This window comes from Streptomyces sp. NPDC052236, assembly GCF_044548015.1.
Lineage (GTDB): Bacteria > Actinomycetota > Actinomycetes > Streptomycetales > Streptomycetaceae > Streptomyces.
The window spans coordinates 154,035-178,185 of record NZ_JBIUBL010000017.1 but is presented as its reverse complement, the minus strand read 5'-3'; the positions used below and the strand labels follow the sequence as shown (position 1 = coordinate 178,185).

At 68.8% G+C, this 24,151-nt stretch carries 13 protein-coding genes; 11 read left to right on the top strand and 2 right to left on the bottom strand.

Annotated elements, in window-relative coordinates; translation table 11 throughout:
• The first annotated feature begins 6 nt into the window (after positions 1 to 6).
• From ACIHCQ_RS26810 to ACIHCQ_RS26760, 11 genes are all read left to right on the top strand, one after another.
• A complete protein-coding gene (locus tag ACIHCQ_RS26810; RefSeq protein WP_399667301.1) occupies positions 7 to 939 on the top strand; it encodes a carbohydrate ABC transporter permease in 933 nt (310 codons plus the stop codon).
• Positions 936 to 1,712 carry a carbohydrate ABC transporter permease gene (locus ACIHCQ_RS26805; protein WP_399667298.1) on the top strand — a complete coding sequence of 259 codons (777 nt, stop codon included), beginning with the start codon at positions 936 to 938 and terminating at the stop codon, positions 1,710 to 1,712. Before ACIHCQ_RS26810 ends, ACIHCQ_RS26805 begins: the two co-directional genes overlap by 4 nt.
• The gene (locus tag ACIHCQ_RS26800) at positions 1,705 to 3,549 is read left to right on the top strand and encodes a glycoside hydrolase family 127 protein (RefSeq protein WP_399667295.1); all 1,845 of its coding nucleotides are present in this window, start codon (positions 1,705 to 1,707) and stop codon (positions 3,547 to 3,549) included. The genes ACIHCQ_RS26805 and ACIHCQ_RS26800 overlap by 8 nt, the downstream gene beginning before the upstream one ends.
• Before the next feature lie 58 nt (positions 3,550 to 3,607).
• A complete protein-coding gene (locus ACIHCQ_RS26795) occupies positions 3,608 to 3,880 on the top strand; it encodes a hypothetical protein (protein ID WP_399667292.1) in 273 nt (90 codons plus the stop codon).
• A complete protein-coding gene (locus ACIHCQ_RS26790; RefSeq protein ID WP_399667289.1) occupies positions 3,877 to 7,134 on the top strand; it encodes an MGH1-like glycoside hydrolase domain-containing protein in 3,258 nt (1,085 codons plus the stop codon). The genes ACIHCQ_RS26795 and ACIHCQ_RS26790 overlap by 4 nt, the downstream gene beginning before the upstream one ends.
• Positions 7,135 to 7,213: 79 nt before the next feature.
• Positions 7,214 to 9,706, top strand: coding sequence for a beta-L-arabinofuranosidase domain-containing protein (locus tag ACIHCQ_RS26785; protein ID WP_399667286.1), 2,493 nt, complete (start codon positions 7,214 to 7,216; stop codon positions 9,704 to 9,706).
• 43 nt (positions 9,707 to 9,749) lie between these two features.
• The gene (locus tag ACIHCQ_RS26780; protein WP_399667283.1) at positions 9,750 to 11,246 is read left to right on the top strand and encodes a family 43 glycosylhydrolase; all 1,497 of its coding nucleotides are present in this window, start codon (positions 9,750 to 9,752) and stop codon (positions 11,244 to 11,246) included.
• A gap of 231 nt (positions 11,247 to 11,477) precedes the next feature.
• On the top strand, positions 11,478 to 11,996 hold the full coding sequence (gene uraD / locus ACIHCQ_RS26775; protein ID WP_399667400.1) for a 2-oxo-4-hydroxy-4-carboxy-5-ureidoimidazoline decarboxylase: 519 nt from the start codon (positions 11,478 to 11,480) through the stop codon (positions 11,994 to 11,996).
• A 4-nt stretch (positions 11,997 to 12,000) separates the two neighbouring features.
• Positions 12,001 to 12,375, top strand: coding sequence for a hydroxyisourate hydrolase (gene uraH, locus ACIHCQ_RS26770; protein WP_399667280.1), 375 nt, complete (start codon positions 12,001 to 12,003; stop codon positions 12,373 to 12,375).
• An 8-nt stretch (positions 12,376 to 12,383) separates the two neighbouring features.
• On the top strand, positions 12,384 to 13,292 hold the full coding sequence (pucL, locus tag ACIHCQ_RS26765; RefSeq protein WP_399667277.1) for a factor-independent urate hydroxylase: 909 nt from the start codon (positions 12,384 to 12,386) through the stop codon (positions 13,290 to 13,292).
• A gap of 20 nt (positions 13,293 to 13,312) precedes the next feature.
• Positions 13,313 to 14,689, top strand: a complete 1,377-nt coding sequence (locus ACIHCQ_RS26760) for an 8-oxoguanine deaminase (RefSeq protein WP_399667275.1) — start codon at positions 13,313 to 13,315, stop codon at positions 14,687 to 14,689.
• 130 nt (positions 14,690 to 14,819) lie between these two features.
• Here ACIHCQ_RS26760 and ACIHCQ_RS26755 read toward each other — a convergent pair whose 3' ends face one another.
• Both ACIHCQ_RS26755 and ACIHCQ_RS26750 read right to left on the bottom strand, forming a co-directional pair.
• On the bottom strand, positions 14,820 to 17,096 hold the full coding sequence (locus ACIHCQ_RS26755) for a UvrD-helicase domain-containing protein (RefSeq protein ID WP_399667272.1): 2,277 nt from the start codon (positions 17,094 to 17,096) through the stop codon (positions 14,820 to 14,822).
• A complete protein-coding gene (locus ACIHCQ_RS26750; protein ID WP_399667269.1) occupies positions 17,093 to 23,968 on the bottom strand; it encodes a DEAD/DEAH box helicase in 6,876 nt (2,291 codons plus the stop codon). The genes ACIHCQ_RS26755 and ACIHCQ_RS26750 overlap by 4 nt, the downstream gene beginning before the upstream one ends.
• Between the last annotated feature and the right edge of the window lie 183 nt (positions 23,969 to 24,151).

Below are 24,151 nucleotides of genomic sequence, written 5' to 3'. Positions count from 1 at the left end.
GAGAACATGACAGGTCTGCTCGAAGCCCCCACGGTCACGCCCAAGGCCGTCGCCCGCACCCGTTTCCGAAGACACTCCGCCCGCCTGACCGGCCTCACCTACGCGGCTCCGGCCGCGGTCGTGGTGGGCCTCTTCTTCCTGGTGCCGCTCGGTCTCGTCGTCTGGATGTCGCTGAACAAGTGGCCGCTGCTGGCGTCCCCCACGTTCAACGCCCCCGAGAACTACCAGAAGATCGCCGACAACTCCCTGGTGGTGGACGCGGTGGTGTTCACCCTCAAGTACACCGCGATCGTCACCGTCCTGCTGTTCGCCGTCTCCTTCGGGCTCGCCCTGCTCATCCAGAAGGGAGGGCGTGGGGTCGGTCTTTTCCGGGGTGCGTTCTTCCTGCCCGCCGCCGTCGGCTGGGCCACGGCGACACTGCTGTTCTTCGGCCTGCTCAGCGACCAGATCGGCCCGCTGAACGGGATGCTCCAGGCGATCGGCCTGATCGACGAACCTGTGTCCTGGACCGCGGGCGACCCGAACGTCGCTTTCGGGTCCACGGTGACTCTTGTCATCTGGCGGTGGGCGGGGTTCAACATGCTGATCCTGCTCACCGGGCTGCAGTCGATCCCGACCGAGCTGTACGAGGCGGCTCGGGTGGACGGTGCGTCGCGGGTGCAGGCGTTCCGGCGGATCACGCTGCCGCTCATGCGGCCGACCATCGCCCTGGTGCTCTGTCTGATGATCACCGGTTCACTGCTCGCCTTCGAACAGTTCTACATCCTGACCAGGGGTGGGCCGGGCAACAGCACGACCTCGGTGGTCATGGTCATCGTCCGCGAGGCATTCGTCCGGTTCGACCTGGGCTCGGCCGCCGCGATGTCCGTTCTCGTGCTGGTCGCCCTGGTCGTCCTCAACGCCGTACAGCTCGTCTTCATCAGAAAGAAGACCACGTGAGACGTCTCGTCATGGCGGTCCTTGCCGTGCTGTTCGTCTATCCGATCGGATGGAGCGGATGGTCGTCGGTGCGGGCCGACGGCTCCTTCACCCTCGACAACTACCGGAAGCTCGCCACCTACGGCGAGGGCGTGGGCACCTATCTGGCCAACACGGTGGTGCTCGTGGTGCTCACCGTCGCGGGTACGCTCCTCGTCGCCACCCTCGCCGGATACGCCTTCTCGCGGTTCGCCTTCCCCGGCCGCGGTCTGCTGTTCGGGCTCATCCTGGCCATTCTGATGGTGCCCTACCCGACCATCCTGATTCCGCTGTACGTGCTCCTCGGCAAACTGGGCCTGCAGGACTCGCTGGTCGGCCTCGCGCTGGTGATGATCATGTTCCAGCTGCCGTTCGCGGTGTTCATGATGCGCAACGCCTTCGAGTCCGTGCCCCGCACCCTCGACGATGCCGCCATGGTCGACGGCTGTGGCAGCTTCCGTGCCCTGGTCAGGGTGCTGCTGCCGCTGGTGACCCCGGGCCTGGTCACGGTCGGTCTGTTCGCCTTCCTCGCCTCCTGGAACGACTATGTCGCCCCGTTGATCCTGATCAGTTCCGGCGACAAGCTCCCCCTCCCCGTCGCCGTGGTCAACATGCGCGTGCACAGCTTCGGCGCCATCGACTACCCGACCATGCAGGCCGGCGTGGTGTTCATGGCCGCCCCCTGCCTGGTCCTCTTCCTCGCCCTCCAGCGCTTCTACGTGCGCGGATTCATGTCAGGAGCACTACGTGGCTAACCCTGTCGTCCCGTCCGCGCCTGTCGTCCCGTCCGCGGGCGTACTGACCCCACTCGGCCTGAACGCCGTACGGCTGGCCCCCGGCTTCTGGGGCGACCGGCAGGTCCTCAACCAGGACGTGATCATCGGTCACTGTCTCGAATGGATGGACAAGCTCGGGTGGACCGGCAACTTCCGCGGTGAGCCGAGCCGCGGCAGAGAGTTCGCCGACTCCGAGGTGTACAAGCTGCTGGAGGCCATGGCCTGGGCGGACGACGAGCGTTTCGAGGCGCTCGAGTCGGTCGTCACCCAGGCGCAGGAGGCCGACGGCTACCTCAACACCCGGTGGAACGGCGACCGCTACCGCGACTTCGAGTGGGGGCATGAGCTCTACTGTTTCGGCCACCTCATCCAGGCGGGCGTGGCCCGCTGGCGCCGGTCGGGTCAGAGCCCGCTGACCGAAACCGCCCGCCGGGCGGCCGACCACATCTGCCGGCGCTTCATGGAGACCCCGGAGGTCTGCGGCCACCCGGAAGTAGAGATGGCCCTGGTCGAGCTGTACCGGATCACCGGGGCCGACCGCTATCTGGAGATGGCAAGGCGTTTCGTCGAGCGGCGCGGAACACCCGCGCTCGCCGACATCGAGCTCGGGCGCGCCTACTTCCAGGACGATGTGCCCGTACGGGACGCGGAGGTGTTCCGGGGCCATGCCGTGCGGGCCATGTACCTCGCCTGCGGCACGGTTGACGTAGCCGTCGAGACCGGAGACGAGGCACTGCTGTCCGCGGTGCGGGCGCAGTGGGATCGGACCGTCGCGAGGCGGGTCCATCTGACCGGCGGCATGGGATCCCGGCATGCGGGAGAGTCGTTCGGCGACGACTACGAACTGCCCCCGGACCGGGCCTACTCCGAGACCTGCGCGGCCATCGGATCGCTCATGCTGTCCTACCGGCTCCTGCTGGCCACCGGCGACTCCCGCTATGCGGACCTTGCCGAGCGCACCCTCTACAACGTCATCGCCACCTCACCTGCCCTGGACGGGCGTTCGTTCTTCTACGCCAACCCGCTCCAGGTCCGCGTTCCGGGAAAGCCTTCCGAAGGTGTCAGCCCGCGAGCGGAGTCCGCGCTCCGCGCGCCCTGGTTCTCCGTGTCGTGCTGTCCCAACAACCTCGCCCGGACCTTCGCCTCCCTTCCCGCCTACATCGCCACCGCGACCACCGACGGGATTCAGATTCACCACCTCACTCCCGCTGAGATCCGCCATGACGACCTCGTCCTCCAGGTGGAGACCGGGTATCCGTGGTCGGGCGGGGCCACCGTGCGGATCCTCCAGTCCCCGCAAGCTCCCCGTACGATCTCTCTCCGCCTCCCGCCCTGGGCGTCCGAGGCCAAGGTCATGGCGGGCGCGGCCACGGTCCGGCGGGACCCGGCACTCATCCATGTGGAGAAGGTCTGGCGGCCCGGGGACCAGGTCCGGCTCGAATTGCCGGTGGAGCCGCGGTGGGTCCGGCCGGACCCCCGCATCGACGCGGTGCGGGGATGCGTGGCGGTCGAGCGCGGGCCGATCGTCTACTGCGCGGAGAACCCCGAAGAGGAACTCGTCGAGGTGGACGCGGCGTCCCCCCTCGTCGAGCACGAGGAACACCGGGAAGGGGGACCGGTCGAGCTGGAGGTCGCGGCGACGACCGTACGGCCCCGGCAGCGCGGCTGGCCGTACGGCGAGCCCGCGAACGAACCGGCGAACGAGCCCGCGAACGAACCGGGCGAGAGGCTGAACCTGCGGCTCGTGCCGTACCACCGCTGGGGCAACCGAGGCCCCGTCACCATGCGTGTCTGGCTGCCCGCCCGGCACAGCTGACCCCACGTCAGCGCCGTCGCAAGGAAACGCTTGCTGTCAACTGGATGGGGAGCATCCGATGAGAAGACGATGGATGGTGGCCCGAGGGGCCGTCACCCTGGACCCGGCCGCAGCGGGGATGACCTCCGCCGCGGCGCCGATCACCACGCCGATCACCACGGCGATCCATACGGCGGATCCCGCCGCGCTGGACGTCGGCGACACCGTGTACCTCAGCACCGAACACGACGAGGCCCTCGCCGACGGCGCGAACCCCTTCGATCCGGTGAGCGCGACCTCGAAGTCCGGAGACCACGCCACGGACATCCAGGAACGGCGGGCCCAGGCATGAAGCGCCTCCTCATCGCACTCCTGCTCATCGTCTGTTCCGTCTTCACCGCGACCCCGGCCCACGCCGCGCAGACCATCGGATTCCCCACCTTCAGCGGACCCGCGATCCCGGCCCCGCCCGTCGCCTACACGCCGGGCAACATGATGCAGACCATCTACAACGCGGAGAGCTCGGGGACCGACTTCTGGATGGACCGCATGCTGGCCCGCTCCGGCAACGACCCGGCCGGTCCCTGGCTGATGAGCCGTGGGCGCGCGGTCTTCATGAAGACCCACAACCCCTCGGTGCTCGGCTTCGGCGGCAACGTCGCCTACTGGGAGAGCATCAACGACAACAACGCCTACACCGTCGCCATCACCCCGGGCACCTTCACCGAGCAGGTCGCCCAGCGCTGGCAGGCACCCAGCCACTGGAAGAGTGTGCACACCAGCGGCTCGGTCACGGTCAACCAGACCAAGTTCATCACCGACAACAACGTCGCCGTGACGAACCTGTCGATCAAGAACAACGGCACCAGCTCCACCACGCTCCAATTACGGGCGACCTCCCCGTACGCCACCACCGGCACCGGCAGCGAGCTGACCGGGCAGGTCAACGCCTACAACAACCTCACCACCATCTCCCCGCGGCTCACCGGCGACGGTTTCACCGTCTCCGGCGGCGGGCTCAACCGCTCCGTGACGATCGCGGCCGGAGCCACGGTGACCGCCAAGACGGTGATGGGCTTCGTCACCAACGAGATCCCCGAGTCGCTCACCGACTACAACGCCTACGCGGGCCATTCCAACGCGACCGCGTTCGCCACCCACGTCAAGGCCTACAACCTGTGGTGGGCGCAGAACGTGCCGTACATCGACGTGCCCGAAGCCGCGATCAAGAAGAACATCTACTACCGCTGGTGGCTGATGCGCTTCAACAACCTCGACGCCAACATCCCCGGACAGACCTTCCAGTTCCCGACCTCGACCGAAGGCGTCCTCGGTTACAACAACGCGATCGCGCTCACCCAGCCCATGCACATCGACGACCTCAAGTACCTGCGCAACCCGGCCTACGCGTACGGGGACTGGCTCAGCACCGGCCAGACCTCCAAGGGTGCCCGCTTCCTCGACAACCCGGGTGACCCGGAGAACTGGTCCAACAGCTACACCCAGTACATCGCCGAGGCGGCATGGAAGAGCTACCAGCTCCACGGCGGCCAGCCGGCGATCGCCGGCAACCTGGCCCGCTATGCCGAGGGCGACGTCAAGGGCCAGCTCGCCCACTACGACCACGACAACAACAAGCTCATCGAATACGACTGGGGTGCCCTGACAGGCAACGACGCCGACGCGGTCTCCTTCCACTGGAAGCCCGGCAACATGGACCGTGCCGAGTCCGCGTACCAGTACAGCGGCGCGCTCGCCGCCGCGCAGGCCTATGACGCGATCGGCAACACGGCCAAGGCCACCGAGATGCGCACGCTCGCGACGCAGATCAAGGACGCCATCGTCAACGTGCTGTGGAACCCCAGCCAGCAGCTGTTCGAGCACCGGTTGAAGTCGACCAACGAATGGGTGCCCTGGAAGGAGATCAACAACTACTACCCGTTCTCGGTCGGAGCCGTCCCCGACACCGCGACGTACAAGCAGGCCCTGCGCCTGTTCGACGACCCGGCCCAGTACCCCGTCTTCCCCTTCTACACGGCCAACCAGGCCGACAAGAAGGCGGCGGCCGACGCCGGGAACCCGGGCTCGAACAACTTCTCCACCATCAACTCCACCGTACAGTTCCGGCTCTACTCCTCGGTGCTGCGCAACTACGCCAACTCCTCGATGAACGCGACCGACTACAAGAAGCTGCTCTACTGGAACACCTGGGCGCAGTACGTCGGCGGCAACACCCAGTGGCCCGACGCCAACGAGTTCTGGGCCGACTGGAACGGCACCGGGATCGACTACCGCTCCTGGATCCACCACAACATCCTGGGCAGCAGCAACTGGACCGTGATCGAGGACGTCGCCGGCCTGCGACCACGCAACGACGCCAAGGTTGAGGTCTCACCGATCAACATCGGCTGGGACCACTTCACCGTCAACAACCTCCGCTACCGCAACGCCGACCTGTCCATCGTCTGGGACGACCCGGCCGACGGAGTGGTGCGCTACCCCGGCGTCCCGGAGGGTTACTCGATCTACATCAACGGCAACCGGGCCGCCACCGTCAGCTCGCTGGTGCCCTTCACCTGGGACCCGGCCACCGGCAACGTCACCACGAGCGGCACGGTCACACATCACACGGCCGTCGCCGGACTGCAGGCCCCCAACCAGGTCGTGCAGAACAGCCCCCAGATGGTCGACATGCTCGCCAAGGCCGGCGTCGACCTGACCGCCGACCTCACCAACCTCGCCGCCGGGGCGACCGTGTCCGCCTCCCACACCGGATCCGGCAGCAACGTCTCCGGCGCGGTCGACGGCTATCCCATCAACGAGCCGTTCTGGGGCGCGGGTTCATCCCCGAACAGCCAGGACTGGTACGAGCTGAACTTCCCCGCCGCCCGCACACTCAACGAGGTGCGTCTGTACTTCAAGGACAGCCGCCCGGCGAGCACCACCTACCGGGCACCGTCCGCGTACACCATCCAGTACTACAACGGCAGTGCCTGGGTGAACGCACCCGGCCAGACCAAGAGCCCGGCCGCGCCGCGGGCCAACTACAACCTGGTGCAGTTCCCGGCGATCAGCGCCCAACGCGTACGGGTCCTGGCCACCAACGCCTCCGGGGCCAAGACGGGCCTCACCGAGGTCAAGGCCTACAACCGGGGCGGCGTCCAGCCACCGGCACCGGACAACCTGGCCGGGTCCGCGACGGCGTCCGCGTCGTACACCTCCTCCTGGGAGAGCGTCGCCGCGGTCAACGACGGGATCGACCCGCCGTCGTCCAACGACACCGTGAATCCGCGCTGGGGGACGTGGCCGGAGACCGGCCAGCAATGGGCCGACCTGACCTGGCCGTCGGCGAAGACCCTCAACAAGGCCGAGGTGTACTTCTTCGACGACGACCAGGGCATCGACATGCCCACCTCATGGAAGCTGCAGTACTGGAACGGCAGCGCCTACGCCGACGTGCCCGGTGCCGGCGCCTACCCGCTGGCCAAGAACCAGTACAACACCGTCACCTTCACCGCCACGAGCACCACCCGGCTCCGGGTGCTGCTCACCAGCAACGGCACCAGTTCCGTCGGTCTCCTCGAAGCGAAGGCATACGGCCCCTGACCGACCCTGACCGATGCAGGGGGGACATGCCTCCCCGTGCACGTCCCCCCTGCATCGCAAGAATGCCAGGAGGATCATCGTGTCTGAACATTCTGACCATGCTGTCTCCCGGAGGACGGTCTTCAAGGCGGTCGGCACCGCCGCGGTGGCCGGCACCCTGGGCACCACACTCACGGCAGGCCCGGCGCACGCGGCCCGGACCGACTTCGACGTCTCGGTCCATGAGTTCCCGCTGACGGCGGTGACCCTGCTGGACGGGCCGTTCCGGTCGAACATGCTGCGCACCCAGGCATATCTTGCCTTCGTCGACCCCGACCGGCTGCTGCACACCTTCCGTCTCAACTACGGGATCGCCTCCTCGGCGGCGCCGTGCGGCGGCTGGGAATCACCGTCCACCGAACTGCGCGGGCACTCGATGGGACACCTGCTGACGGCGCTGGCACAGTCCTATGCCAACACCGGCACCGTGGCGATGCGGACCAAGGGCGACCACCTCGTCGCCCAACTGGCGATCTGCCAGGCACGGGCCGCGTCCGCCGGGTTCAACACCGGGTACCTGTCCGCGTTTCCCGAGAGCTTCATCGACCGGGTCGAGGCACGACAACCGGTGTGGGCCCCGTATTACACCCTCCACAAGATCATGGCGGGGTTACTGGATCAGCATCTGCTGGCCGGCAACGCCCAGGCCCTGACGGTGCTGACCGCCATGGCGGCCTGGGTGAAGTTCCGGATGGACCGCCTCACCCAGACCCAGCGGCAGAACATGCTCGACACCGAGTTCGGCGGCATGAACGAGGTGCTCACGAATCTCTACCAGGTCACCTCGGACCCGGCACACCTCACCACGGCCCAGTACTTCGACCATGCGGAGGTCTTCGACCCGCTCGCGGCGAACACGGACGCGCTGAACAACTACCACGCAAACACCCAGATCCCAAAGGTCCTCGGCGCCATCCGCGAGTACCAGGCCACGGGCACCACCCGCTACCTGGACATCGCACGGAACTTCTGGGACATCGTGGTCGGCCATCACACGTACGTGATCGGCGGCAATTCGGACGGCGAGTACTTCAAGGCACCCGACCGGATCGCGAGCCAGCTGTCGGACTCCACCTGCGAGGTCTGCAACACGTACAACATGCTCAAACTCACCCGGCAGCTGTTCTTCAACAATCCCTCCAGAACGGACTACCTCGAGTACTACGAACGAGCGCTCTACAACCAGATCCTCGCCCGGCAGGACCCGAACTCCGCGCATGGCTTCGTGTCGTACTACATCCCCACCCGGCCCGGCGGCATCAAGACCTACAGCAACGACTACTACGACTTCACCTGCGACCACGGCACCGGGATGGAGGACAACACCAAGTACGCCGACTCGATCTACTTCCACGACGGCACCACCCTCTATGTGAACCTGTTCATCGCCTCCACCCTGAACTGGTCGTCCCAGGGCATCACGCTGCGCCAGGACACGACCTTCCCGGAGACGCCCGGCTCGAAGCTCACCATCACCGGCCCCGGCACCTTCACCCTGAAGATCCGCGTGCCCAGCTGGGCGACCGGTGCCACGATCAAGGTCAACGGATCAGCACAGAGCGGCGTCACACCGGGCTCACCAGCGACCATCACCCGCGCCTGGGCGTCCGGTGACGTCGTCGACATCACGCTGCCGATGGCCGTCCGCCGCGAGGCCACCCCGGACAACCCCGCGACCCAGGCGGTCCTGTACGGGCCGATCGTGCTCGCCGGAGCCTACGGGACGACCAACCTCGCCAGCCTGCCCACGCTCACGGCCTCCTCGATCACCGCGACCGGAACCCCGCTGCGGTTCACCGCGACCGCGAGCACCGGCACCGTCTCACTCCTGCCCTTCTACAAGCTCCACGGGCAGCGTTACACCCTCTACTGGAACATCACCGGCACCACACCCCTGCCGCAGTTCGTGGCGCACTACCCCTTCAATGAGTCGGCGGGCAGCACAGCCGCCGACGCCACCGGCAACGGCAAGACCGCCACCCTCACAGGTGGAGCCACCTGGACCACCGGGCGTACCGGCAACGCCGTGAACCTCAGCGGCTCGAACCAGTACGTGAGCCTCCCCTCAGGCATCCTGTCCGGCGCCGCCGCCTGCTCCATCGCCACCTGGGTCCGGTTGGACACGGTGGCCGCCTGGTCACGGATCTTCGACTTCGGCACCGGGACCGAGAACTGCATGTTCCTCAGCCCGCAGTCCGGGTCCGGCGGGGTCCGATTCGCGATCACCACCGGAGGATGGCAGGCCGAGCAGCAGATCAACACCGGCACGGCGCTCGCCACCGGGGCATGGACTCACGTCGCGGTGACCCTGTCCGGCGGAGTCGGCATCCTCTACCTGAACGGCGCCGAGGCGGCCCGCAACTCCACGATGACCGCCGGCCCGGCGGCGCTGGGCGGCACCACCCAGAACTGGATCGGCCGCTCCCAATACGCGGGCGACCCCTATTTCGACGGCGCGGTCGACTCCTTCCGGATCTACAGCAGGGCACTGAGCGCCGGCGAAGTGGCAGGCCTCCACACCACCGGCGCCTGACCGCCGGGCGGAACACCCTCCTACCGATGAAGGATGTGGATCAGTGACTCGATCCAAAATTTTGTTCGCGCTCACCGCCGTATTCACGATGGTGCTCGCCTTCCTGGTGGCGCCGCCCGCAACCGCCGCCGTCGCGTTCACGTCGACGGGGGCGAACCAGAACGGCGGTAACTGCCTGGAAATCCCGAACAGTTCGTCGGCCAACGGGACGCAGCTCCGTGCCTCCACGTGCAACGCCGGTGTGAACCAGAACTTCGGCTTCACCCCGGTCGCGGGGACGACAGACACCTACACGATCAGTACGCACGCCGCCGGCCAGTGTGTGGACGTCTATGGCGCGTCCACGGCGGACAACGCCACGATCATCCAGTGGAACTGCCACAGCGGAACGAACCAGCAGTGGCGGCTCGTCCCTGTGTCGGTCGCCGGAACCGACAAGACCTTCAACCTGGTCTCCGTCAGCTCCGGCAAGTGCGTCACGCCGAGCGGCGGCTCGTCGGCCTCGAACACCAACCTGGTGCAGCTGCCGTGCGGCACGGCGAACGCCAGGGTGTGGCGGCTGCCTGGCTTCACCGGCGGCGGTACGAGCCCGCACACGTTCACCAACCCGCTCTCCCAGCACGGGCCCGACCCCTGGCTCACCTACCACGACGGGTACTACTACCTCGCGACCACGACCTGGAACTCGACGGTCACGATGCGCAAGGCCAGCACCTTGGCAGGGCTCAAGACGGCCACCGACACGGTGATCTTCAACCTCACCCGGCCCAACGGGGCCGGCACGATGTGGGCCCCGGAGTTCCACCTGCTCGACGGCCCCAACGGGAAGCGGTGGTATTTCTACTACACGGCCGGGCAGGAGCCGTACAACCTGGGCACCCAGCGGATCCACGTACTGGAGAGCGCCGGCCTCGACCCGATGGGGCCCTACAGCTTCAAGGCCGACCTGCTCGACCCGACCCAGAACAACACCTGGGAACTGGACCCGAGCATCCTGCAGCTCAACGGCAACCTCTACCTCCTCGGCACCTACTACAACGGCTCGCAGCCGATGTTCATCCGGCCGCTGTCGAACCCGTGGACCGCCAGCGGCACCCGCAGGGTGCTGTCCACCCCGACCTACAGCTGGGAGACGGTGGGCGGCGCGGTCAACGAAGGCGCCGAGGCCATCCAGCGCAACGGCAGGACATTTATCGTCTACTCCGCCAGCCACTGCTCCACACCGGACTACAAACTGGGGCTGCTCACCTACAACGGTGGCGACCCGCTCAGCTCCTCCTCCTGGGTCAAGTCACCGAACCCGGTCTTCCAGCGGTCCAACGCCAACAGTGTGTACGGCCCCGGCCACAACGGCTTCTTCAAGTCGCCCGACGGGACCGAGGACTGGATCGTCTACCACGCCAACGACTCCGCCGGCGGTGGCTGCGACATGAACCGCACCACCAGAGCGCAGAAGTTCACCTGGAATGCCGACGGCACGCCGAACTTCGGCACCCCATCGGCGCTCGGCGTCACGCTGACCTCACCGGCGGGGGAGTAGCAGGGTGAAGTGATCCAGGTTCCTCGCTCTCTTCGAGGCCGCCGCCGCTGCCGACGTGGTTCGGCAGCGGCGGCGGCATGCCCACACCCCCTGACAGTAGATTTTCAACAAACTGTTGACGTTTCCGTGCCGGAGGGCGTTAGCTGTCCGCAGCCCGAACAGCGAAACCCGCACAGAGACACCCGCACAGATCAATCAGCTGAATCAGCCACGGAGGCTCCCGTGACGTCGATGCCGAGTCCGCCGCCGGGCCTCGCCCGGTTCAACACCTCACCCGACGGCGCGGCCCTGGCCGCCCTGCACGAGGTCTGCGCCAGCGCGGCATGGGGCACAAAGGTGCTCGCCCACCGGCCGTACGCCACCGTGGCCGCCCTCCTCGACGCCAGTGACGCCGCCATGGCCGAGCTCACCACGGCGGACCTGGCCGAGGCCATGGCCGGCCACCCGCCGATCGGCCGGCCGAATCCCGGGGACCCCGCCTCCTCCCGTGAGCAGCGTGGAATGGCCGGAGCCGCCGAGGAACTCAAGGCCGAAATGCTGGAACTGAACCTGGCCTACCAGGAGAGGTTCGGTCATGTCTTCCTGATCTGTGCCACCGGCGCGACGGGTGAGCAGATGCGCGACGCGCTCAAGGCGCGGATCGGCAACACCCCCGAGCAGGAGCGGGAGAATGTCCGTACCGAGCTCGGCAAGATCAACCGAATCCGGCTCTCCCGCCTCCTGGACGAACCCGCAGAGAAAGGTGAGTGACCTCGTGAGCGGCCAGACCACCGGCACCGCCTCGGTGTCCACACACATCCTCGACACCACCATCGGACGACCCGCCGAGGGCGTGGCCATCTCCTTGTCGGCCCGCGGCGGCGCCTCCGACGCGCAGTGGGTCGCGCTCGGCGGCTCCAGGACCGACGCCGACGGGCGCTGCAAGGACCTGCCGACACCACCGCCGGGCACACGCCATGTACGTCTCGACTTCGCCGTAGAGCCATACCTCACCCGCTTCACCCAGCCGGCCGACAGCGGTGCGTTCTTCCCGGAGGTGGCGATCACCTTCGCCGTCACTCCGGGCGAGCACTACCACGTACCGCTGCTGCTCAACCCGTTCGGCTACTCCGTATACCGAGGGAGCTAGCAGCAGTCATGCCCACGATTCTCGGCCAGAACCAGTACGGCAAAGCAGAGAACCGCGTCGTCAAGATCACGCGGGACGGCACAGGTGGCACCCACCACATCAAGGACCTGAACGTCTCCGTCGCGCTCTCCGGCGACATGGACGACGTCCACTACTCCGGCTCCAACGCCAGCGTCCTGCCGACCGACACCACCAAGAACACGGTGTACGCGTTCGCCAAGGAGTACGGCATCGAGTCGGCCGAACAGTTCGGCATCCACCTCGCCCGGCACTTCGTGACCAGCCAGGAACCGATCCACCAGGCGCGTATCCGCATCGAGGAGTACGCCTGGGAGCGCATCGGGACGGACAAGTCCCAGCACTCCTTCGTCCGCAAGGGCCAGGAGACCCGCGTCGCCCAGATCACCTTCGACGGCGAGAAGTGGCAGGTCATCTCCGGTCTGCGGGACCTCACCGTGCTGAACTCCACCGACTCCGAGTTCTGGGGTTACGTGAAGGACAAGTACACGACGCTCCAGGAGGCGTACGACCGTATCCTCGCGACCGAGGTGTCCGCGAAGTGGCGCTACAACTGGTCGTCCGAAGCGGAGCCGATGCCCGACTGGGACGAGTCCTACGAGCAGGCGAAGACCCACATGCTCCAGGCCTTCGCCGAGACATACTCCCTCTCCTTGCAGCAGACCATGTACCAGATGGGCGCGCGCGTCATCGACAGCCGCGGCGAGATCGACGAGATCCGCTTCTCACTGCCGAACAAGCACCACTTCCTGGTGGATCTGGAGCCGTTCGGGCTCAAGAACGACGTCGCCGACGGAGCTGTCTACTTCGCGGCGGACCGCCCGTACGGCCTGATCGAGGCCACTGTCCTGCGGGACGGCGCCGAGCCGCGCATCCCGGTCGACCTGACCAACCTGTGAAGGAAGGAAGAGCAACCGCCATGGCGGCTTCGCGCATCGTCATCGAGAACTGCGCCATCGCGACCGTGGACGCGCAGGACACCGAGTACGCCTCGGGCCACATCGTCGTCGCGGGCAACCGCATCGAGTCGGTCGGTGCGGGCAAGGCACCCGAACACCTGGAGGGCGTGGTCCGCCGTGTCGACGGCACGGGCCACCTGATCACCCCCGGCCTGATCAACACCCACCACCACTTCTACCAGTGGCTCACGCGCGGACTCGCCACGGACCACAACCTCTTCGACTGGCTGGTGGCCCTCTACCCGACCTGGGCGCACATCGACGTGCCGATGGCCGGCGCGGCGGCGCAGGGCTCCCTCGCCATGATGGCCCGCGGCGGCGTCACCACCGCCATGGACCACCACTACATCTACCCGCGCGGCTCCGGCGACCTGTCCGGCGCGATCATTGGCGCGGCGAAGGAGATGGGCGTCCGCTTCACGCTCGCCCGCGGCTCCATGGACCGCGGTACGTCGGACGGCGGCCTGCCGCCGGACTTCGCCGTCGAGTCCCTCGAAGGCGCGCTCGCCGCCACCGAGGAGACCATCGACAAACACCACGACGCCTCGTTCGACGCGATGACCCAGATCGCCGTAGCGCCGTGTTCGCCCTTCTCCGTCACCACTGAACTCCTGCGGCAGGGAGCCGAGTTGGCCCGCCGTAAGGGCGTACGGCTGCATACCCACGGCTCCGAGACCATCCAGGAGGAGGAGTTCTGCAAGGAACTCTTCGGCCTTGGCCCGACCGACTACTTCGAGTCCACGGGCTGGCTCGGCCCGGATGTGTGGATGGCGCACTGCGTCCATATGAACGACTCGGACATCGCCGCCTTCGCCCGTACGAAGACCGGTGTGGCCCACTGCCCGTCCTCCAACGCCCGCCTGGCCGCGGGAATCGCGCGGGTCCCGGACATGCTGGCGGCCGGAGTCCCGGTCGGCCTCGGCGTCGACGGCACGGCGTCCAACGAGTCCGGCGAGCTGCACACCGAACTGCGCAACGCGCTCCTGATCAACCGCCTCGGGCCGCACGGCGAAGCCGCGCTGACTGCCCGTCAGGCGCTGCGCCTGGCTACGTACGGTGGCGCCCAAGTCCTGGGCAGGTCCGCCGCGATCGGCTCCATCGAGCCCGGCAAGCTCGCCGACCTGGTCCTCTGGAAACTGGACACGCTCGCGCACTCCTCCATCGCCGATCCGGTAATCGCGCTTGTCTTCGGCGCGGCTGCCCCAGTCTCGCTCTCCCTCATCGACGGCCGGGCCGTTGTCGAGGGCAACCGGCTGACCACGGTGGACGAGGACGCCATCGCCCGCTCGACGCGCGACGAGGCACGACGCCTCGCGCGGATCGCCGCGGAGGCGTAACGGCTCTCGACCTGCCTCGGCGGCCACCCAGTACTCCGGTCGAGGGGGACGGCCCTCGACCGGCGGCCGTGACCGGGGTGTGCGGCACCGCTCGCCGGCGCCGCACACCCCGGGACGATGGCCCCACACCTCAGGCGGACAGCAGCGGCCGCAGGAACTGGCTCGGGCTGCCGTGCCAGAAGATGTCGAGACTGTCGCGTGCCCGCGTCGCGGCGACGAAGAGCAGCGACCGGGCCCGCTGCAGCTCCCGGCGGTGCCGCAGGGCATCGACAGCCCTCAGGCGCAGGATGTTCTCACGTGGCACGAGCCCCTGCGTCACACCAGCGATGATCATCCGCTGGTACTCGAGCCCTTTGAAGCGGAACATCGTGCCGATGTGCACACCCTCGTCGCCGCGTGGCCCGTCGGGGCCGATTTCGACCGCTCGGATGTCGAACTGCGCGAGGGAATAGGCAACTTCCTGCGCCATCGCATTGGTCGGAACGCAGATGCCGATCTGCTCCGGCGGAATGTCGTCCCACTCGGCGATCAGCGCGGCGATGTCCTCCCGCTCCGACTCCCAGTCCACGTTCGGATGGAACGCCGGCAGGCCTCCGCTCAGCACGGACCGGTAGCCCCCGAGGGTTTCCTCGTTGCCGTCCAGGTCGTCGAAGGACTCCCCACGCAGCACCTCCAGCGCGGAACCGAGGATCTGGCGCGTGGTGCGATAGCTCAGCGAGAGCCTGGCCGACCGGCCGCGGATGTTGATCCCAAGGCTGCCCAGCGTCACCTGGTTGCTGTAGATGCGCTGGTGTGTGTCGCCGACGAGGAAGATGTCGTTGCGGTCCCGGGCGACCATCGCGCGGAGCATCTTCCAGTGGCCCGGCTGCAGGTCCTGCGCCTCGTCGACCACGATGTGCCGGTAGCGATAGCGCAGCCAACCCGCTGAAGTGTCCTGCAGGTGGATGTTGTCGAGACCGCCCGCTTCCTCGCGCTGCCGCTCCACGGCCTGGATGCGCTGTTCCCGCTCCAGCTCCAGCCGGGCAGCGCGCTCGGCGACCTGCGCCCAGGTCTGCCTGCCCAGCCCGTCCAGCCGCTGGGCGAACCGCTCCGTCAGCTGCCAGATCTCGGCGCGCTCCGGCCGGGTGACGTTCCGGCCGCGGCCGGCCCGGCGGGCGCGGAAATAGTCCGTACGGGACGCGACGGCCTGGCCGAGGATCACCTGAGTCCACTCGTCGTGCAGGAATTCCGCTTCCCAGCCCGACTCGCCCAGCTCATCAAGCATCGACCGCCACTCGCGCAGCGCCTGACTGTCGTCGACGGTCTGCTTGCTGCTGCCTGGCTCCGCCTCGCGCACCACCCGCAGGGAGAGCTGGTCGACATGGCTGATTTCCACCCGCGCCAGCAGTTCCTCCCCGCCCAGTGCCAGCAGCCGGGCCCGCAGGTCCGCCGCCAGGTTCTTGTTGTACGTGGTCAGCAGCACCGGCTTGGTACGGCCGGGCGGCAGCTGTGACACCAGGTGCCTGACCCGGTGGAGCGCGACGATGGTCTTCCCCGTGCCGGGACCCCCGCCCACGCGCGCCGGACCGGAGTAGTCGCGCTCCACAAGCCTGGCCTGTGTGGGGTGCAGGAAGACCTTCCAGCGGCCGAAGTTGCCGCCCTCCAGTGCCTCGCGCAGCGCGTCGTCCGTGGTGGTGACCATGGTCGCCGGACGCTCCGCGGCTGCCTGGAAATCCTCGGTGTCCACCGGTTCCGGGGCGGCGACCGGGGCCGTGACGTACTCCAGGACCTCCTGGTACGGCTTGCCGTCGTAGAGGGAGAGCAGCACTTCGCCGGTCAGCTGCGGCGCGTACTCGACGAGGCCGAGCAGCTGGTCCTCCGTGGTGAGGGTGCGTACCACGGGCAAGAGGGGCAGGGCCACGCCGAGCTCGGTGAGCTGCTCGTCGGTGACCTGAGCGAACAACGGGACGGGCGGGGCAGAGGGGGCGGGCCGGTGCTCAGGAGTGGCCGGGTGTCCGGCCTGGGCCGGCGGCGCCGGTTCGGCGTGCGCAGGAGGAGGGGTCTTCGGCAACAGCCGCTTGGCGAGAGACTCCTCGACCACCTGTAGATCGACGTACTCGATGCCACCGGTGACGGGGTTGACGCCGTAGGCGACCCGGTCGTACACGTCCTTGCGATGCCTGACCGAGACGATCAGCCAGTCGTCGGAGTCGAGCCGCAGCAGCAGCGCGCGGTAGTCATCGCTGACCCGCGCGGACCACAGCCGGTTGTCGCCGCGCAGCTGCTTCAGCCGCAGCCCGGAGGCGTTCGGATTGGCCTTGAACTTGTGCTGGAAGTCGTAGATCGCGCCCTTGACCGTACGGGGGAGTCTCAGGATCTCCTTGTCTGCCTTGTCCAGCAGACGCAGAGTCACGCTCGCTGCGCTCATCGGTGGGATCCCCCTTGGGTTGTTCCGTCGTTGCGCTGATCACGGTGTCCGGCCGCGCCGCCGCCCTGCCCACCGAACCGGTCCGCCAGTTCCTTCGCCGACCAGGCTCCGGCCGGGCGCACCTCCCAGCCCGCCGCGGCGAAGGCCCGGTCCCGGTCCTCCGCCTCCGCGTCGGGTTCCCCGCCGAACGGTCTGTGGGCCAGGACCACCCCGACCTTCGCGTCCGGCCAGGCCAGTTCGGCCATCCAGCCGCGGTCGTCGAGCTCGTAGCCGTCCCTCGGCGCGGGAGCGCCGAAGGAGGCGAGCGCGACCGCCAGCAGTTCGAGACCCGGCTCGTCGGGATCGAGTAGTTCCAGCACCGACTCCCAGCCGCCGTCCCGCGCCCCGGCCGGCATTCCTCCCACGACCGGCTCCACCGGAGCTGCGACCAGGGGCGGTCCGGCGACCGCCGGCGGCCGTGCGGAGGCGGCCTCCTCGACGAGCGTGGTACGGGTGGACTCCAACCAGCCCGCACCGCCCGCGACGGAGAACTCCTGAGCCGAGAAGCCGTCCAGCAGGCTCGTGGTCAGCTGGGCACTGTCGCCGCCGCCACGCTCAAGGAACTGCAGCAGGTTGCTCCAGTACAGCCACGCCCGCCAGCGGCGCTTATGGCGTTCGTCCCCGGCGACGGCCGCGTCGCTGTCGTCGAGCACCGTGATCGCCGACCACACAGGCGGTGTCACCCGGCCGTCGGCCACGGCCACCACCCGGCAGCCGGATCCGTCGGTCGCCGCGAGCAGCCGCAGCTTGCCCGCCTCTGCCTTCGGAGGTGTCCCGCGCAGCGCGGCCTCGATCTGGGCAATCACCGATTCCCCGCCGACGACGGCGGCATCGGCCTGCGCCCCGGTCAGCCCCGCCACAGCGGCCTCCGCACGTGCCATCCAGCCGTCGGCGTCCGGTGAACGCAGATAGGCGATAAGCAGCTCGGCCGGGTTGACCCACACCGTCTCGGCGAGTTCCCCCGGCAGGCCGCGCCGGACCTTCTCGTAGTAGGCGCGCGCCTGGGCGAGGGCCTTCTCGCCGTACGGCCGCCACACGGGGTCGGCAGCGGTGGCGGGGGAGTAGCCCGTTTCGCGCACGCGGGTGCGCCACTCCTTCACGTCGTAGTACGTCAGCTGGAATACGCGCACCCCGTCGGCGCGCAGCCTGGCGCGCTTGACGGCGTCGTCGGCCAGCCGGTTGTGCCGTGGGCCGGCGTGGAACTCGTAGCCGTCCAGATAGAGGGCCAGTCGCGGTCCGGGTGCGTCGAGACGCTCGAAGAGCACGTCGGGGCGCGTCCCGTCCAGGATCCGTTGCTGGGACACCCGCCACCTGACCGTCGTGCCGTCGCCGCCGGTCAGGCGCAGGTCCAGGGAGTACGTCCCGGCGGCCGTCGTGTAGGCGTCGGCGGCGGCCCTCGCGTCGGGTTGCTCCGCCCACTCCTTCAGCGTCTCGACGTACATGACCTCAAGGTCGCTCTCCGCCTGCCGCTCCAGCGGAATGTGCTGGGTGGTGCCGACCGGTGTGGTCTTCCACGCCTCGCCGTCCTTGCCGAGCAACTCGTCCAGCATCTGGCGGACTTCGTTGCGGCTGACCCGGTCGTAGTCGCCAGCCGGCACCCGACGCAGCAGACAGCGGTGGCAGCCGTCCTGCCCCTTCTCGATGCAGGGGCAGTTCTCGATGACCTCGCGCGCTTTGAGCAGTACCTCGCGGAAACCGTCCGCCGACGCCAGCCGGTGCAGATACCCGGTGCCGCCGGGCAGCCGGTCGTATACGACGAGGAAGCGCCGGGTCCAGTCCGAGTCACCCCGGTCGGGCATGGACGCGGACGCGATGTCGATGTGGTCCGGGTCGCCGCCGTAACGGGCTGCGATACCCGCGAACAGAGCTGCCGTGAAGGAAGCGAGCCGTTCCCCCGCCCGGGCGACGGAGGCGGGCAGCAGAATCCGCACCGCTTCCGTGGTCAGCTCGTGCGCGAGCAGCAGCGGAAGGTCCTGCCCCTTGCCCTGCGCCTCGCCACCGCCCTTCGTCCTGCGGCGCGGGCACCACAGCAGATGGTGGGCGCTTGCCTTGGTGCCGGCAGCGAGTGAGTCGGTGAGCGCCTCCTGCGGCTTGTCGGCCACCGGTCGCCCGTCGGCGGTGGCGCCGCCGCAACTCGCGCACACATAGAAGGGGTTGATGCGTACGTCGTCGCCCGCGAGCGGGACCGTGCTGCTGCCGTCCTGCCGGTCGACGCCCAGATTCAGGGTGCGGATGACCGCACGCCGGGTGAAGTCGACGCCGAACGTGGCTGTTTCGTGCCGCCAGGAGTCCGGCGCGAGATGCACCGGGTCGATGTCAACGGTGGTGAGCATCGCGTACCGTCGCCGGTCGCGCTCGTCCTTGTCGTCCCGTACCCGGGCGTCGTCGCGTTTGTCACGGGCGATGACCCGCCTGGGCTGGAGCACGTACTGCACACACCCGGCGTCCGCGATCTCCCGCCCTGCGCAGCGCGGGCAGGGCGAGGCATCGGCCTGGGCATTGTCCGTACGGACGTAGCCGCAGGCCGGGCACAGCCGCCATACGGACCAGGCGCGGCGGTCGGGACTGCCAATGTCGAGGGCGCGCACCTGGTGGCGGTAGCCATTGACGTAGAAGCTGTTGCCGGGGGCGAGTTCGGAGAGGGCGAGCCGCCGTGAGCGCTCGTAGTCGCGCACCTCGCTGCGGTAGGTCTTGCGGCCACCCTCCGCCGCGTCGGCGCCGGTGGGCTCCTCGGTCCAGTAGAGCGTGGCCTCCAGCTGTGTGGTGGTGTCCGCGAGGCTGTAATTGGGCAGCAGCCCCAGGTCGACCAGGGCGCCATGAGCACCGGCCCGGCTGAGCTCGCGCAGCAGGTCGCCGGTGGTACGGCGCTCGGCCAGCAGCTCGCGGTACTCACGGTCCTGTTCGTCGTCGCCGCGGACCAGGCCGACCATGGCCTCGTCAATGGCGGCGATGCGCCGCCGCAGCTCCTCGCGCCGCCCGGTCCAGTCCTCCTCGGCCTCCTGCAGGACGCGGACGACGTCGCCGGTCGCGTACGCCCGCAGCTCGTCGGCGGCATGGATGGTGACGCCCTCGCCGTCGTCCGCACCACCGGCCGGGAACAGCGACAGGAACTCCTCCACTAGACGGGCCCCGTGGGTGACAGCGGCGTCGGCGAGATCCTGGCACCAGCCGGAGGACCCGAACAGTGCGGACACCAGCCGGGGCACGGGCATCAGCCGCTCGCCGTCGGAGGTGGTGAGTGCCCCGCGGGCTGCCAGGTCCAGCAGATGGGCCGTGTACTGGCGGCGCAGGATCTCCACCGCGGAGAGGTAGCAGCCCGGCGGCACGATGTCGCCCGCGATCATCTCGCGCGGATCGTCGAGGTAGTACAGGTCGCGGGCACGGCGTCCGCCGAAGGCGACGATCAGCGCGTTGCCCGTCCTGCGCCCGGCGCGGCCCGCCCGCTGGACGTAGTTGGCCGGGCCCTTGGGCAGTGACCCCAGCAGTACGGCCGACAGGTCGCCGATGTCGATGCCGAGTTCAAGGGTGGGCGTGCAGGACAGCACATTGGGATCGGTGTAGTGCGTCCCCGACCGGAAAGTGCGCTCCACCCGTTCGCGCTGGGGGCGGGTCAGCATACCCGTGTGCTCGGCGGTGACGACCCGGAAGGTCCCGCCGGTCAGATACAGGCGCCGGTAGTAGTCGTCGCGGTAGTCGCGGGCGCGCGTCCCGCCGAAGCCGCCCGACGCGAAGCCGCCGGAGCCGCCCGAGCCGGTGGAGGTCAGGTCGACCTGGGGGGCCAGCAGCATGCCCTGGCACCGGTACCGCGGGCAGGGATGCCCGTACCAGCGAGTGCGGCGCTCCGGCGGCACGACCTGCTGCCAGCCGCAGTCCGCGCAGCTCACGAACGCCTTGTTGACCACGTCGTCGTTCAGCAGCCGCGCCTCGACATGGCCGGGCTGGAGACCGTAGACCCTGGTCGTGCGGTCCTGCGCGGTACGCACCGACAGTGCGTGTTCCTCCACCAGGACGGGCAGGAGCCTGCGCAGATACTCCGTCGCCCCGGCCGCGTCCAGCCCGAGGCACCGCTTCGTCCAGTCCTGGTACCAGCCGAGCCGCCCGGTCACCGCGTCGAACACCGACCGGTCCTTCTGCCCGTCCAGCAAGAACCGCGGTGCAGCGATCCCGTCGGGGAAGGCGGGCATGCCGTCGGGACGGCCGCCCCAGATCTTGTAGCGGGCCACACCGGCATCCTTGATCCACGGCTCCAGCCACCGGTGCCGCACACCACCCCTTAGTCGGATGCGCTCCAACAGGCCGCGCACATAGGCGAGATACCGCTCCGGCGTCGGCAGCGCGTCCATGACGACCAGCTGACCCGGAAGCGAAAGATGCAGGTCGCGGGCGAGCGAGGCGATCCGGTCGGGCTCGTCGATGACAACCTCGGCCGCAGCCGTACGCGTCAGCTCCAGGGTGCGCCCCTGGCGTGAGCGCAGCCCGAACTCCATCACCGTGGCGAACGCCAGCCGCTCGCCGATGAGCTTCCAGGTCCGCGCGTCACCCGTGCCCCGCCCGGACAGCAGCCGGTCCACGCCCGGCTCGTCGTGCAGGTCGGGCGGCACCACGGCGGCCAGCGCCTGCGGGTCGTCCACCGAGTTCAGCACGTTGCCGATGAGGTCGTTGAGTGCCACCGGGGCCCCGGACTCGTCCAGGTTGTGCGCCAGCAGCGATCGCAGCGAGAACTTGTACGACGCGTTGGCCACATATCCGGCCCGGTGCGCGGCGTCCTGCGTCGAGTCGTTGAACAGCAGCGTCTTGCGCTCTTCCGGTACGAGTGCGATGTCACCGCCCGTGAACAGCTGGGTCACGGTCGCCGAGGCGAGCGCGGCCAGCGAGGTGCCGAGGAACCGTATGCCGTTGTCCGTGTTGCATGCGGGGCAGCGGTCGTCCGAAGCCGCCTTGTCCGCCGATTTCTTGTCCGTGATGGCGAGCGCGAACCAGGCGTCCTGCAACTCCTCGGCATCGCTCAACGCCGGCAGCCGGTACGTGCCCTGGGCCCCGTCCAGCACCAGCACGGACAGCGGATCGGTGGAGCCGGACTTCGGCTTCGCGCCCGTCAGGGCGTTCAGCGCGTCCTCGGCCTCCGCCGGGGTGGCGGCGATGAAGTACCGGATACGCCGCTTGTCCCGGCCGAGCCCCGCCCGCCACACCTTGTCCTGTGCCATGACGAGCTGCTGCGGATCGGACTCCGGCGACAGTGCCGCCCAGCCCGAACGGCCGCAGTTGCGGCAGTAGACGGCGGGCAGCGAGACCGCCGCCTCGCGCCGTGCCGTGTCCGTGCCCGGGATGGCCTGAGGCCGGCGTGTGTCGGCCGGCCGGCCGCCCGAATCCTCACCCTCGCCGCCCGTCGGCGGCGCGGCGATGAGCGCGGCCCGCCTGGCGGCCGTGCGGTCGTCCTCGTACCACCGGAACTCCGGCGCTCGCCCTACCCCGCGCAGCACCCGGGACACCGGCCGCACCCACAGATGCGCCTCGATGTGCAGCAGCGGCCTCGGCCGCTTCTCGCTCGACTCGGGGTCGCGTGCCGCGGACAGCAGCGCCACGAACCGGGACAGCGCCTGGAGCGCGAGCCTCGGATTCTCCCGGGCGGTGCGCCCCCACGCGTATCCGAGACTGCCGAGCAGGTCCCGCAGCTCCCACTCGCCCCGCGGTTCACCGCCGAGCAGGGAAAGCACCTTGTGTGTGAAGTCGTGGCGCTTGAGCAGCCTGCCGATCCGGAAGGCGTCCAGCCCGCGCCGGTCCAGCAGCCGCGCCGCGAGCCCGTCGAGGTCCAGCAGGTCGGGGTGCGCCTCCACCCCCGGCCCGCCGGAGGCTTCGATGACCTCCTTCGGCCCGGGCGGCTCGGGCAGTTCGTAGTCGACCTCACCGGCGAACTGCCCGGCGGTCATCCGTTCCTCGCCGATCACCGCGTCCGCGCCGAACTCCACCCCGAACACCTGCGTCGCGACGTGGAGTATCCCCGTGTGTCCGCCGTCGCCCCGGCCCTCGCCGAGGGTGGCCGACGTCGCCACCGGACAGATCCCGCCGAGCGGCCGCCCCGGCCTGCTCTGCCCGGTCGCCGCCGCAAGCCGCCGCAGCAGCATCGCCACGTCCGTGCCCTGTGCGCCGTCGTACGTGTGGAACTCGTCCAGCACCACATACGTGATGTCGGCGTCCTGCCACAGCGGCAGGTCCTCGCCGCGCTGCAGCAGCAGGTCGAGCATCTTGTAGTTCGTGATCAGCACGTCCGGCGGCGAGATCCGCATCTCCTCGCGCCGCGTCATCACCCGCCGGAAGTCCGTGTCCGGCCGGTCGCCGATGTACAGACCGGCCGTCACCTGAGCCAGCTCCGGCCGCGCCAGATAATCGCCGATACGCCCTGCCTGGTCGGTGGCCAGCGCGTTCATCGGGTACAGCAGCACGGCCTTGATCCCGCGGTGCCCGAGCGCCTTCTGCCTGCGGCAGTGGTCGAGCACGGGCACCAGGAACGACTCGGTCTTTCCCGACCCGGTCCCGGTCGTGATCAGCGTCGGCCGCGCGGGCCCGTGCAGGGTGCTCAGCCGCTCCCACGCCTTGGCCTGATGCCGGTACGGGGCGAAGGAGGGCACCCAGTCGAGATGGCGCTGCCACCCGTCGTCCGCGGTGTGGAACGGCGTCCTGATCCGCAGATACGGCCCCCGGAAGATCCCGCTCTCCGGATGCCCGAGGAAGCGCTCCAGCGCGAGCCGGGTGTCCTCGTCGGCCAGCGCGTACGTCGTCGTGAGGTACTGGGTCAGACTGCCCCGCAACTGCGCGGCGGCCAGCGTCGGCCTCACGTGGTGCCCCCTTGGTCCTGCTGCGTGCGGGTGAACTCGATCAACCGTATATCCCACCTCCGACATCGCGTCCCGTATCGGTCATGACGGAATACAGCCCCTGGCCACAAATGCACCTATTTCGCAGAGAAACGCCACGCTTCGCCCTGCGACCAGGGGCGATACGACGCAGAGCGGTGGGGG

Coding starts and splice junctions, on each gene's coding strand:
- ACIHCQ_RS26810 (WP_399667301.1), top strand. CDS start 7: ATGACAGGTCTGCTCGAAGCCCCCACGGTCACGCCCAAGGCCGTCGCC.
- pucL (WP_399667277.1), top strand. CDS start 12,384: ATGCCCACGATTCTCGGCCAGAACCAGTACGGCAAAGCAGAGAACCGC.
- ACIHCQ_RS26760 (WP_399667275.1), top strand. CDS start 13,313: ATGGCGGCTTCGCGCATCGTCATCGAGAACTGCGCCATCGCGACCGTG.
- ACIHCQ_RS26790 (WP_399667289.1), top strand. CDS start 3,877: ATGAAGCGCCTCCTCATCGCACTCCTGCTCATCGTCTGTTCCGTCTTC.
- uraD (WP_399667400.1), top strand. CDS start 11,478: ATGCCGAGTCCGCCGCCGGGCCTCGCCCGGTTCAACACCTCACCCGAC.
- ACIHCQ_RS26795 (WP_399667292.1), top strand. CDS start 3,608: ATGAGAAGACGATGGATGGTGGCCCGAGGGGCCGTCACCCTGGACCCG.
- ACIHCQ_RS26755 (WP_399667272.1), bottom strand. CDS start 17,096: ATGAGCGCAGCGAGCGTGACTCTGCGTCTGCTGGACAAGGCAGACAAG.